The organism is Sedimenticola sp. (assembly GCF_050289425.1).
Taxonomy (GTDB): Bacteria; Pseudomonadota; Gammaproteobacteria; order Chromatiales; family Chromatiaceae; genus Sedimenticola.
Genome location: NZ_JBNKFS010000002.1, coordinates 215,881 through 228,191, shown reverse-complemented (window position 1 = coordinate 228,191; position 12,311 = coordinate 215,881). Strand labels below are relative to the sequence as shown.

Annotated in this window: 8 protein-coding genes; all 8 read left to right on the top strand. The window is 60.0% G+C overall.

Annotation, left to right across the window (positions count from 1 at the left end):
• Nucleotides 1–315 precede the first annotated feature (315 nt).
• Nucleotides 316–879: a 2-amino-4-hydroxy-6-hydroxymethyldihydropteridine diphosphokinase gene (folK, locus tag ACQY5R_RS02215; RefSeq protein WP_428603942.1), complete on the top strand. Its 564-nt coding sequence runs from the start codon at nt 316–318 to the stop codon at nt 877–879.
• Nucleotides 880–913: 34 nt separating this feature from the next.
• Complete coding sequence (locus ACQY5R_RS02210; RefSeq protein WP_428603940.1) at nt 914–2,587, top strand: NAD(P)H-dependent oxidoreductase subunit E; 1,674 nt, start codon at nt 914–916, stop codon at nt 2,585–2,587.
• Nucleotide 2,588: 1 nt separating this feature from the next.
• Nucleotides 2,589–5,333 (top strand): formate dehydrogenase subunit alpha, encoded by a 2,745-nt coding sequence (gene fdhF, locus ACQY5R_RS02205; RefSeq protein ID WP_428603938.1) that lies wholly within the window; start codon nt 2,589–2,591, stop codon nt 5,331–5,333.
• A 242-nt stretch (nt 5,334–5,575) separates the two neighbouring features.
• On the top strand, nt 5,576–7,267 hold the full coding sequence (locus ACQY5R_RS02200; RefSeq protein WP_428603936.1) for a formate--tetrahydrofolate ligase: 1,692 nt from the start codon (nt 5,576–5,578) through the stop codon (nt 7,265–7,267).
• A 261-nt stretch (nt 7,268–7,528) separates the two neighbouring features.
• A complete protein-coding gene (locus tag ACQY5R_RS02195; protein ID WP_428603934.1) occupies nt 7,529–8,014 on the top strand; it encodes a GFA family protein in 486 nt (161 codons plus the stop codon).
• A gap of 1 nt (nt 8,015) precedes the next feature.
• Nucleotides 8,016–9,437: an aminodeoxychorismate synthase component I gene (pabB, locus tag ACQY5R_RS02190; protein WP_428603932.1), complete on the top strand. Its 1,422-nt coding sequence runs from the start codon at nt 8,016–8,018 to the stop codon at nt 9,435–9,437.
• 193 nt (nt 9,438–9,630) lie between these two features.
• Nucleotides 9,631–10,893: a serine hydroxymethyltransferase gene (gene glyA, locus ACQY5R_RS02185; protein ID WP_428603930.1), complete on the top strand. Its 1,263-nt coding sequence runs from the start codon at nt 9,631–9,633 to the stop codon at nt 10,891–10,893.
• Nucleotides 10,894–10,908: 15 nt separating this feature from the next.
• Nucleotides 10,909–12,291 (top strand): L-serine ammonia-lyase, encoded by a 1,383-nt coding sequence (locus ACQY5R_RS02180; RefSeq protein ID WP_428603928.1) that lies wholly within the window; start codon nt 10,909–10,911, stop codon nt 12,289–12,291.
• The last annotated feature ends 20 nt before the right edge of the window (nt 12,292–12,311 follow it).

Genomic DNA, 12,311 nt, shown 5'->3' with positions numbered 1-12,311 from the left:
GATATGTCGCGTGGGGAACAAAAGAGGGCGGATAGGGTATCGGAAACCGGTCGACAGGTCACGCTACAGTATGCCGGTTTTCCTGCCGTCGCATCGAATCGGTATGCGGCTACCCGTGACAATCTTGGCGGTGTGACGGATGATTGCACCCTCAGGTCGCCGCCGCCAAGCAACTGGTCGCATTCAAGCTGTCTCCGGCTGTAGATACCCCGTTACCATCAAAACCGTCCAGGCGTCGGGTGTTGATCCCTGCTCGACGTGCTGGCTAGGTCACAGGCCCTCCTGTGGGTTCACTACACACAAGCGGAAGATAACATGCCCCGGGTCTACATCGGTGTTGGTAGTAACCATCAGCGCGCATACAACATCCAGTCCGCGGCGCGCGAGCTGGGTACCTGTTTCGGTGCGCTGACCCTCTCCTCGGTGTATGAGAGTCGAGCTGTGGGTAGTGCGCAGGGTCATTTCTATAATATGGTTATCGGTCTGAATACGACGTTACCGCTAATCGCCTTGCGGCAGCGCCTGCATCAAATCGAGCGGGCCTACGGACGTGTGCGTGGCGGGGCAGCGGGGGGGTGTTTTCCCCTCGATCTTGATCTGTTGTTGTATGGTGACTATGTTGGGCCGGTGAATGATCGGTTTGTTCCGCGGCCAGATATCGAGCAGTACGCCTTTGTACTCTGCCCGCTGGCGGAAATTGCCGGCGAGGTGCGTCACCCCCAGCGGGGAGAGCGTTATCGTACGTTATGGCAGCGCTTCGACAAGCGGCGACAGCCGTTACGGCGGGTGCCATTGGTACTGGAAGGTGTGGCATTGCAGCCGCAAGGGTCCCGTCCCCGCCGGGCAGGATTGACGCAGGTGGTGGGTGCCGCCGGTTAACCATTCAAACATGGGAGCACGACAGGTTTTAGATATGGGTAAGCAGCAACAGGGTAGACGTCACGGCGGTCGCCGAGGGCGCAGCGTTAAACCGGAGGCGAACGAACAGGTAGCCGAGCTGCTACGGGGAGAACGTCCGGCAAGGGATCGGTTGATCGAGTATCTGCACCGGATTCAGGACCGCTATGGGGCGCTGTCGGCGGATCACTTGGTGGCCCTGGCCGACCTGATGCAACTCTCGCCGGTGGAGGTGTACGAGGTGGCTACCTTCTACCACCATTTCGATGTGCTGAAGGAAGGCGAGACGCCGCCACCCCCCTTGACCGTGCGTGTGTGTGATTCGGTAAGTTGTGAGCTGGCGGGTGCGCGCGGGCTCATCGATGCCCTCAAAGAAGGGCTGGATTCTGCCCGGATGCGTATTCAAAAGGTCCCCTGTGTCGGGCGTTGCCAGGAGGCCCCGGTGGCAGTGGTGGGCACTCGACCGATAGCCCAGGCGACCCCTGAACGGGTTCTTGAGGCGGTTTCGCAGGGTGATGTTTCGGACACCGCGCCATCCCAGGCTATCGACTACAGTCGCTATGTACGGGAGCAGGGATATTCCCTGTTGAAGGCCTGTGTGGCGGGTGAGCGGGATCGCGAGTCGGTGATGCAGGTGATGGCGGATTCCGGCCTGCGCGGACTGGGCGGCGCCGGCTTTCCCGCCGGACGCAAGTGGCGCATCGTAAGTGGTTTCCCCGGCAAGCGCCTGCTGGCAGTGAATATCGACGAGGGTGAACCGGGCACTTTCAAGGATAGGCATTATCTGGAGCGTGACCCGCACCGCTTTCTGGAAGGCATGCTGATTGCCGCCTGGGCGGTGGGTTGTGAAGAGATCTACATCTATCTGCGTGATGAGTATGCCGGTTGCCGCCAACTGCTGGAGCGGGAGCTACAGCGCTTGCGGACGGAGCCACCCATAGCCCTGCCTGCGATTCATCTGCGCCGCGGTGCCGGCGCCTACATCTGCGGTGAAGAGTCGGCCATGATCGAATCCCTGGAGGGCAAGCGGGGTATGCCGCGGCAGCGTCCCCCCTACCTGGCCGAGGTGGGGCTGTTTGGGCGGCCCACGCTGGAGCACAACTTCGAAACCCTCTACTGGGTGCGTGACATCCTGGAGCGGGGCGCAGACTGGTTTGCCGGTCACGGTGTCAACGGTCGCAAGGGTCTGCGCTCGTTCTCGGTCAGCGGGCGGGTTAACCGGCCCGGGGTGCATCTGGCGCCGGCCGGCATCACCCTGCGACAACTGGTGGATGAATACTGCGGCGGTATGCTGCCGGGGCATAGGTTGAAGGCCTATTTCCCGGGTGGCGCGTCGGGCGGCATTCTACCGGCTGCCCTGGCCGATTTGCCGCTCGATTTCGATACGCTGCAGGCGCATGGCTGTTTCATCGGGTCGGCGGCGATCATCGTGCTCTCAGACCAGGACAGCGTGCGCAATGCGGCGCTGAACGCGATGCGCTTTTTTGCGCATGAGTCCTGCGGGCAATGTACCCCGTGCCGGGTCGGTACGCGTAAAGCTGTCGACCTGATGGAGGCGAAGCAGTGGGATCAGGGTCTGCTACATGAGTTGGCGCAGGTGATGGAAGATGCCTCGATCTGCGGTCTGGGTCAGGCTGCCCCCAATCCCCTGCGCAGTGTGTTGCGCTATTTTCCAGAGGAGATCGCCTGACATGAGTGCCTCCGACAAAGATAACGCTAACACGGTTTGTTTTACCCTCAACGGCGAGGCGCTGGAGGCGTATGCCGGTGAGTCGATCCTGCAGGCAGCGGAGCGGTATGGCGAGCGCATCCCCAGGCTCTGCTACAAATCCGGTCTGCGCGCCGAGGGCAACTGCCGTGCCTGCATGGTGGAGATCGAGGGCGAACGGGTGTTGGCCGCCTCCTGCTCGCGTACCCCGACCGAGGGGATGGTGGTGCACTCGCGCAATCCACGGGCGCGAACCGCCCAGAAGATGGTCTTGGAACTGCTGCAGTCGGATGTGGCAGAGCGCAAATATACCCTGAATTCGGAGCTTGACGAGTGGGCCGATCAGTTGCAGGTGGGTGAGCCCCGATTCGCTTCGCGGCGACAGCCGGAGCGGGATAACTCCCATCCGGCGATCGAGGTCAATATGGATGCCTGTATCCAGTGCACCCGCTGCCTGCGCGCCTGTCGTGAACTGCAGGTCAATGATGTGATCGGCTACGCCTTCCGCGGCGCTGAGTCAAAAATCGTGTTTGATCTGGATGATCCGATGGGTGTGAGTAGCTGTGTCGCCTGTGGCGAGTGCGTACAGGCCTGTCCTACCGGTGCACTGATGCCCTCCGGTGGCGTGGGACTTATCGCCCCGGATAAGGCGGTCGATTCCGTCTGCCCCTATTGTGGTGTGGGTTGCCTGATGACCTATCAGGTGAAGGATAACCGGATCCTGCAGGTGCAGGGGCGCGATGGTGACACCAATCGCGGTCGCCTGTGCGTGAAGGGACGTTTCGGCTTTGATTATGTCAGTCACCCGCATCGCCTGATGCGACCGCTGATCCGTAAACCGGGCGTACCCAAGTCGGTAGATGGAATTGGCGATCCCGCCGACTACCAGTCGGTATTTCGCGAGGCGAGCTGGGAGGAGGCGCTGGATGCCGCCGCCGAAGGTCTGCGGCGGATCCTGCAACAACAGGATGGCCGTGCCTTGGCCGGCTTCGGTTCGGCCAAGGGTAGTAACGAGGAGGCCTACCTGTTCCAGAAACTGGTGCGCACCGGCTTCGGCAGCAATAACGTGGATCACTGTACCCGGCTGTGCCACGCCTCGAGCGTCGCCGCCTTGCTGGAAGGCATCGGTTCGGGCGCGGTCTCCAATCCGTTTGCCGACGTCGCCGAGGCCGAGGTGATCATCGTCATCGGTTCCAACCCGGCCGCCAACCACCCGGTAGCCGCCAGTTTTATCAAGAACGCGGCTCAGTCGGGCAAGACCCTGATCATGATGGATCCGCGGGTCACGCCGGTGGCGCGTCACGCCGAGTATGTGTTGCAGTTTAATCCGGATACCGATGTCGCCCTGCTGAATGCGATGCTCCACACCATAATCGATGAGGACTTGGTGGATCGGGAGTTTGTCGAGGCGCGCACCGAGGGCTTCGAACAACTACAGGCGCAGGTGCACGAATTCACGCCTGAACGCATGGCGCCGATCTGCGGGATCGATGCGCAAACCATTCGCGAGGTGGCGCGCCGATACGCCACGGCCCGTAGTGCCATGATCCTGTGGGGCATGGGTGTCTCACAGCACGTGCACGGTACCGATAATGCGCGCTGCCTGATTGCACTTGCCCTGATTACCGGTCAGATCGGGCGACCCGGAACCGGTCTACATCCCCTGCGTGGGCAAAACAATGTCCAGGGCGCGTCGGATGTGGGACTGATTCCGATGGTGTTTCCTGACTATCAGCGGGTAGACAATGATCAGGCGCGGGCGCGTTTTGAGGCGTTGTGGCAGACCGCCTTGGATGACCGGCCGGGACTCACCGTGGTGGAGATCATGCACGCCGTTCTGGCGGGTGAGATCCGCGGCATGTACGTCATGGGAGAGAATCCGGCGATGTCCGATCCCAATCTGAATCATACGCGTAAGGCACTGGCCGCACTCGATCACCTGGTGGTGCAGGATCTGTTCGTGACCGAGACCGCCTGGTTTGCCGACGTGGTATTGCCGGCTTCGGCGTTCCCGGAAAAAAGCGGTACCTTCACCAACACCGATCGCCGCGTGCAGTTGGGACGTCAGGCACTGGAGCTGCCGGGCGAGGCGCGCCAGGATCTGTGGATCATCCAGGAGATTGCACGTCGTTTGGGACTGAATTGGAATTATCATGATGCTCAGCAAGTGTTTGAGGAGATGCGCCAGGCGATGCCGAGTATCGCCGGCATCACATGGGAGAGACTGCAGCAGGAGGACTCCGTTACCTTTCCTTGTCGACAAGAGGGCGACCCGGGTGAGCCGGTGATCTTCACCGATGATTTTCCAACCGTCAGCGGCAAGGGGCGACTGGTGCCTGTTCAGCTGATCAGCGCCGATGAGGTGCCGGATGATGAGTATCCCAAGGTATTGATCACCGGTCGCCAACTGGAGCACTGGCACACCGGCTCCATGACTCGGCGTTCCCAGGTTTTGGATGCCATCGAGCCGATCCCGGTGGTCACTATGCACCCGAACGAGTTGGCGCAAATCGATATCCGGGAGGGTGATCAGGTTCGGGTTAGTTCCCGGCGAGGCGAGTTGTTCGCCGCGGTGCGTGCCGATGCCGGATTGCGTTCGGGACAGGTGTTTATCGCCTTCTGCTATCATGAAGCAGCGGCCAACCTACTGACCAATGATGTGCTTGACCCCACCGGAAAAATTCCCGAGTTCAAATACTGTGCGGTGCGTGTAGAAGCGGTTGTTTGAACTTCGGCCTTTCCTGCACCCGACCTGTCGATGACAGGTCGGTTTTTTTTGCCCTGCTGCGGCGTGCTTTGTTTTCCTGTTTAAAACGACCTGTCCGGAGTGTCCGTCTCGGGTCACTTCGAATCCTGTTTTATGTCGTAAATAGACAGGCCAAAGTCGCCCCGCAGACGTTTTTATTCATCGCTTTGTTCCAACATTCCCTCACCAGCCAATGGTTATATTTTTGATGAGGACTTTCGACCATGCCTGCATCCCAGCACATTAATCCTAAGGAAGATATCGAAATCGCACGCGAATTTTCGATGCGGCCGATCAAAGAGATCGCTGCAAAACTCGATATCGAAGAGCAGGATCTGTTACCCCATGGCCACCACAAGGCGAAGGTCTCGTTGGACTACATCGAAAGCCTGAAGAGTCGCCCCAACGGTAAGTTGATACTGGTCGCCGGTATCAGCCCGACCCGTGCGGGCGAGGGTAAGACCACCACCACCGTCGGTCTGGGTGACGCCTTGACCCGTATCGGCAAGAAGGCTTCAATCTGTCTGCGTGAGCCGTCGCTTGGCCCCTGTTTTGGTATCAAAGGTGGCGCTGCCGGTGGTGGTTATGCGCAAGTGGTGCCGATGGAAGATATCAACCTGCATTTCACGGGTGACTTTCACGCCATCAGTGCCGCGCATAATCTGCTGTCTGCGATGCTCGACAACCACATCTACTGGGGTAACGAGTTGGGCATCGATGCGCGTCGTATCACCTGGCGACGGGTCGTGGATATGAACGATCGGGCGTTGCGTGAAATCACCAACAGCCTGGGTGATGTCATTAACGGCTTTCCGCGTACCGATGGTTTCGACATCACTGTGGCTTCCGAGGTGATGGCTATCTTCTGTCTGGCGCGTGACCTGGATGATCTGCAGGAGCGCCTGGGTAATATTATCGTCGGTTACACCCGGGAGCAGAAGCCGGTATTTGCGCGTGACCTGAATGCCCAGGGCGCTATGACTGCATTGTTGAAAGACGCTATTCAACCGAATTTGGTGCAGACCCTGGAAGGGACGCCGGCGTTTGTACACGGCGGGCCATTTGCCAATATTGCGCACGGTTGCAATTCGGTCCTGGCCACCACCACCGCTCTTAAGCTCTCCGATTATGTCGTGACGGAGGCTGGGTTTGGTGCCGATCTGGGTGCTGAGAAATTCTTCAATATCAAGATGCGTAAAGCGGGCTTGACGCCGGACGCCACCGTGGTGGTGGGTACCATTCGTGCGCTCAAGATGCACGGTGGTTGTTCGCTGGATGAATTGAAGTATGAACATCTGGATGCGTTGGATCAGGGCTTTGAAAATATTGCCCGTCATGTCAACAATGTGAAGAAGTTCGGTGTGCCGGTGGTGGTCGCCATCAATCGCTTTAGCGCCGATACGGAGGCAGAGATCGAATTGCTGCAGAAGAAGTGTGCCGAGATCGGTGTGCAGGCAATCATGTGCGATCACTGGGCGATGGGCGGCGAGGGTACTGAGGCGTTGGCGCGTGAAGTGGTGGCGATGATCGATCGTCAACCTACCGAATTCAGGCACCTGTACGATGATGCCATGCCGTTGTGGGACAAGGTGAAGACCGTGGCCACCGAGTTATACGGTGCGGAGGACATCATCGCCGATCAGAAAGTGCGTGATCAATTTGCCAAACTGCAGGAAGATTTTGGTGAACTGCCGGTGTGCATAGCCAAAACGCCCATGTCGTTCAGTACCGACCCGGATCTGCGTGGTGCCCCGACCGGTCATGTGGTGCCAATACGCGAAGTGAGGCTGTCTGCCGGTGCCGGTTTCGTGGTGGTGATCTGCGGCAATATCATGACCATGCCGGGATTGCCCCGGGTGCCGACGGCCGAGAAAATATTTGTTAACAAAGCCGGTCATATCGAAGGTCTTTTTTAATCGGAAAGTCCGAACCCATTGAAGCGGTGTCGCTTCCAGAAGTAGACGGCTGTTGTCGTCTACGGTCCTCCCTGGCCGGCTTTATGCCGGCCTTTTTTTTGCGGGAAAAGTCCATATTGCGAAGGCCTGGGACAAGCTGAAGTGCTGTGCTATGAAAAGCCGTCGCCTGAAGGTAACTGCGGGTCGTGAAAAGGCATGAGTGGTTGTCAGCTTTCGCTAAGCTGGAAATCAGAAACGACTGATCTGCACAGGAACAGGCTGATGACGAGTCAAGAAGAACAGCAAGTGAAAACGCCGATTCTGAAGGGCGGTTGTCTGTGTGGTTGTGTGGAGTATGAGGTTCATGGGCCGTTGCGGGATGTGGTGAACTGCTACTGCGATCAGTGTCGTAAGAGCAGCGGTAATTTTGTCTCCGCCACAGCGGCGCTCGATTCTCAGTTGAGTATACTGCGTGGCGACGGCCTGGCCTGGTACGGCAACAAGCTGGCGAAACGCGGTTTTTGTCGCGAGTGTGGTTCCAGTCTGTTCTGGTTGCCACACCCCGGGGACGGTCTGATCCGTATTATGGCCGGCTCCCTGCAGCGGGATACCGGGCTGCGGGTGGCGGCGCACATCTTTGTAGGCCAGCGCAGTGATTTCCAGGAGCTGTCCGGCAATGCGCCGCGGTTCGTCGATGGGAATCATCCGGTGGGTATGCCGGCTGAGGAACTCTCTGAGGGGCGGGTCGCCCATTGTGGAGGCGACTGAGATGAGCACACAACGTATGACACCGGGACATCGGCTCACCGAAATCCCCTATCATCCTGATAGCAGCCAACTGTTCGAGGTGGTGGCGGACCTGCCGTGGGCGATGTTTCTGGATAGCGGTCGCCCCGGCAGTCAACGGGGCCGTTACGATATCCTGGTTGCCGACCCCCGCGTTACCCTGATCACCCGGGGAGAGGAGACGGCGATCTGTGGCGAGGGCTTTGCCAGACGTTCACGCCGCCCGGCCCTGGAGTTGCTGCGGGAGTTGTTGGGTGAGACCTACGGCGACCATTCACCCCTGCCTTTCCGCGGTGGTGCGGTAGGCCTGTTCGGCTATGAATTATGCTGTGATCCAGTTAATCCGCACGCCGTTGACAGCACTGCCGGGCGCTTCCCGGACATGGCGGTCGGTATCTACGACTGGGCGCTGGTGAGTGATCATCAGACCCGTCGCTGCTGGCTTGCCAGCAGCCATTTGACACCGGCGTTGGCGCGTCAGTGGTCGCGGTTGGTGGCGCGTTTTACCCAACTTCCAGCGGTACGCGAGCGGGCGCCTTATCGGGCGCACGGGCCGGTTGAGAGCAACCTGGGACTGGCGGCCTATGCGGCGGCCTTTCGTCGCATCAAGCACTACCTGCGTGAAGGCGACTGCTACCAGGTGAACCTGACCCGTGAGTTTAACGTACCGGTTTCGGGTGATCCCTGGCTGGCTTACCAGCACCTTCGGGAAATCAGTCCGGCGCCGTTTTCCGCTTATCTCAAATTGCCCTGGGGTGAAGTACTGAGCGTCTCACCGGAGCGCTTTCTGCAGATCGCGCAAGGCGCGGTAGAAACCTCGCCGATCAAGGGGACCCGCCCCCGCAACGAACACCCACAGACCGATCGCCGGCTGGCCCGGGAGTTGGCCGAGAGTGAAAAAGACCGGGCGGAAAACCTGATGATCGTGGACCTGTTGCGTAATGATCTGGGCCGCTACTGCCAGCCCGGCAGCGTGCGTGTACCGCGTCTGTTCGAGGTGCAGAGCTTTTCCAATGTGCATCATCTGGTGACCACTATTCGTGCCGACCTGCCGCCGGCTGGCGACCCGCTGGCTCTGTTTGGCGGCGCCTTTCCCGGTGGCTCCATCACCGGTGCGCCCAAACGCCGTGCGATGCAAGTGATCCGTGAGTTGGAACCGCATCGGCGTGGCGTCTATTGCGGTAGCATCGGTTATCTGGGTTATGACGGTACCTTGGATACCAATATTGCCATTCGTACCCTACTGCAGCAGGACGGGGTGGCGCGCTTTTGGGCCGGCGGTGGTGTGGTGGCGGATTCACAGCTTGAGGCTGAGTACCAGGAGACCCTGGACAAAGCGGCCGGCATGTTGCGCCTGATGCAGGAGTCTGGTGCGTCGTTGCTGGGTACGCGCGACGCCGGGTGAGGGAGCTGCCCCGCCGTGTAGGACATGGTGGTGCGCCTCGGGGGTGTCGCAAATCCATACTATCAAGCCGCTGGCAGGCAACTGGCGATATCGGCAAGTTACTACTATGGGCTCTCTGAAAGCCCCCCGCGGTGTGGGGGTGATGACACCACCAGTACGGCGATGACCGTCTGGGAATGGAGGATGAGACCCGATGTTGAACAAGAGTGACCAGATTGCGCAGTTTGATCAGGTGCTGTGGAATGCGATCCAAAGCGAAGCCCAGCGTCAGGAGGGACATATCGAACTTATCGCCTCGGAAAACTACACCAGCACCCGGGTGATGGAGGCGCAGGGATCGTTGCTGACCAATAAGTACGCTGAGGGTTATCCGCAGAAACGTTACTACGGCGGCTGTGAACATGTGGATGTGGTGGAGCAGTTGGCTATTGATCGCGCCAAAGAGCTGTTCGGTGCCGACTACGCCAACGTGCAGCCGCACTCCGGTTCGCAGGCCAATGCCGCGGTCTACATGGCACTGCTGCAACCGGGAGATACGGTGCTGGGTATGAGTCTGGCCCACGGCGGACACTTGACCCACGGCGCCCACGTCAGCTTCTCCGGCAAGATCTACAATGCCGTGCAGTACGGTCTCGATCCGGAGAGCGGAGAGATCGACTACGATCAGGTACAGGCTCTGGCCGAAGAGCATCGACCAAAGATGATCGTTGCCGGTTTCTCCGCTTACTCCCAGGTGGTGGACTGGGCGCGCTTCCGGGAGATTGCCGATCAGGTGGGTGCTTATCTGTTTGTGGATATGGCGCATGTGGCCGGTCTGGTGGCGGCCGGGCTCTATCCCAATCCGCTGCCCTATGCCGATGTGGTGACCACCACCACCCACAAGACCCTGCGCGGTCCTCGAGGCGGCCTGATTCTGGCCCGGGCCAATCCGGAGCTGGAGAAGCGACTCAATGCCGCGGTCTTCCCCGGTGGCCAGGGTGGCCCCCTGATGCATGTGATTGCGGCCAAGGCGGTGGCCTTTAAAGAGGCGCTGGAACCGGCGTTCAAAACCTATCAGGCGCAAGTGTTAAAGAACGCCCAGGCGATGGCTAAGGTGTTGATCGAGCGCGGTTATGAGGTGGTCTCGGGCGGGACCCGCAACCACCTGTTCCTGCTCAGCCTGATCAAGCAGGGGCTGACCGGCAAGGAGGCGGACGCCGCCCTGGGACAGGCCTCAATTACGGTGAACAAGAACTCGGTACCGAACGACCCCCAGTCACCGTTCGTTACCTCCGGCCTGCGCATCGGTTCCCCGGTGGTTACCACCCGCGGTTTCGGCGAGGCGGAGTGCCGCGAGCTGAGTCACTGGATAGCGGATATCCTGGATGCCCTGCAGCAGGGTGATGCGGAACCGGTGATTGCCCAGGTACGGGAAAAAGTGGAGGCGCTCTGCGCCCGTTATCCGGTGTACCGTTAAGCGAGGATTGTGGTCATGGCGATCAGCCTGTTCGATATGTTGAAGATCGGAATCGGTCCCTCCAGTTCGCATACGGTAGGGCCGATGAAAGCGGCACAACGCTTTGCGAGTGCGCTCAACAGCGACGGGCTGCTGCCGCGGGTGGCACGGGTACAGTGCCGGCTTTACGGCTCCCTGGGTGCCACCGGCCGTGGTCACGGCTCCGGGCCGGCGGTGATGCTCGGTCTGGAAGGTTATCTGCCCGAGGCGGTGGATCCGGCAATGGTGCCGCGGCGGGCGCAGGCGATCTGTGAGCAGTCTCAGTTATGGCTACTTGAAAGCCAGGCGATCCAGTTCGACGAGGCGCGGGATCTCTGTTTTCTGGCGCACGAGGTGTTGCCTTACCACGCTAACGGACTCCGTTTCAGCGCCTGGGACCGGAGCGGCGAACTGCTGCGTGAGCGCACCTACTATTCGGTGGGGGGCGGTTTTGTGGTGGATGAGCAGGCCGCCGGGGCGGACCGCATTGTGGAAGACAACACCCCACTACCGTTTCCCTTCCACACTGCACGCGAGTTGCTGGAGATCTGCGTGGAGACCGGGCTCTCGATTGCCCAGGTAATGATGGCCAACGAACAGGCGTGGCGCAGCGAGGATGAAGTGCGTGCCGGTATTCTGGAAATCTGGAAGGTGATGCAGGAGTGCGTACAAAATGGCATCCGCAATGAAGGCATCCTGCCCGGTGGCCTGAACGTGAAGCGGCGTGCCCCGACTCTGTATCAGGAGCTCAAGAACCGCAATCGCATGGACATGATCACACCGTCGATGGGGGCCATGGATTGGGTCAATCTGTACGCCCTGGCGGTGAATGAAGAGAACGCGGCAGGCGGGCGTATGGTGACCGCGCCCACCAATGGCGCCGCCGGCATCATACCCGCAGTGCTGCACTACTATGTCAACTTCTGTCCCAACTCCGATCAGGAGGGGGTGATCAACTTCCTGCTGACCGCTTCGGCAATAGGCATCCTGTTTAAGGAGAACGCCTCCATCTCCGGTGCCGAGGTCGGCTGCCAGGGAGAGGTGGGTTCGGCTTGTGCCATGGCGGCGGCAGGGCTGGCGGAGGCGGCCGGAGGCACGCCGCAACAGGTGGAGAATGCGGCCGAGATCGGCATGGAGCATAACCTGGGGCTGACCTGTGATCCGGTGGGCGGCCTGGTGCAGGTGCCCTGCATTGAACGTAACGCGATGGCCTCGCTAAAGGCGATTAATGCCGCTACCCTGGCGGTACGCGGCAATGGGGAGCATTTCGTGTCACTGGATCGGGTGATCGCCACCATGAGCGCGACCGGCAGGGACATGCTGGACAAGTATAAAGAAACTTCCCGGGGCGGACTGGCTGTCAACGTTATCGAGTGTTGACCAGTCGGTTGTTGCTAACC

Coding starts and splice junctions, on each gene's coding strand:
- glyA (WP_428603930.1), top strand. CDS start 9,631: ATGTTGAACAAGAGTGACCAGATTGCGCAGTTTGATCAGGTGCTGTGG.
- folK (WP_428603942.1), top strand. CDS start 316: ATGCCCCGGGTCTACATCGGTGTTGGTAGTAACCATCAGCGCGCATAC.
- ACQY5R_RS02195 (WP_428603934.1), top strand. CDS start 7,529: ATGACGAGTCAAGAAGAACAGCAAGTGAAAACGCCGATTCTGAAGGGC.
- ACQY5R_RS02180 (WP_428603928.1), top strand. CDS start 10,909: ATGGCGATCAGCCTGTTCGATATGTTGAAGATCGGAATCGGTCCCTCC.
- ACQY5R_RS02200 (WP_428603936.1), top strand. CDS start 5,576: ATGCCTGCATCCCAGCACATTAATCCTAAGGAAGATATCGAAATCGCA.
- ACQY5R_RS02210 (WP_428603940.1), top strand. CDS start 914: ATGGGTAAGCAGCAACAGGGTAGACGTCACGGCGGTCGCCGAGGGCGC.
- pabB (WP_428603932.1), top strand. CDS start 8,016: ATGAGCACACAACGTATGACACCGGGACATCGGCTCACCGAAATCCCC.
- fdhF (WP_428603938.1), top strand. CDS start 2,589: ATGAGTGCCTCCGACAAAGATAACGCTAACACGGTTTGTTTTACCCTC.